The sequence below is a fragment of the Paenibacillus sp. CFBP 13594 genome, assembly GCF_014842675.1.
Lineage (GTDB): Bacteria > Bacillota > Bacilli > Paenibacillales > Paenibacillaceae > Paenibacillus > Paenibacillus amylolyticus_B.
The window spans coordinates 1-297 of sequence record NZ_JACYVQ010000042.1; the positions used below are offsets into that span (position 1 = coordinate 1).

1 rRNA gene is annotated in these 297 nt (G+C 43.8%); it reads left to right on the forward strand.

Features of this window, described 5'->3' with window-relative positions:
- Positions 1 to 71 (forward strand): 16S ribosomal RNA (locus IFU39_RS32560); the annotation flags it as partial.
- Between the last annotated feature and the right edge of the window lie 226 nt (positions 72 to 297).

The following is a 297-nucleotide window of genomic DNA, read 5'->3' on the forward strand; positions in this document are numbered from 1 at the left end:
TGGGATAGATGATTGGGGTGAAGTCGTAACAAGGTAGCCGTATCGGAAGGTGCGGCTGGATCACCTCCTTTCTATGGAGAATCGTTTCCTGCAATGGAAACATTCAAATAAGCAGGTTCTTAGAACCTGCGACAGCGATTCATTTTGGTCCATCACTTCGGTGTGGATGAAATGAAGAGCACAAGCAACTCACTCGTTGTTCGGTTTTGAGAGCTCAAACTCTCAAAACAGCTTGCTTTTGCATGGAGCTTGTTCTTTGAAAACTAGATATCGAAACGAAACAAACGCGAATTAGAA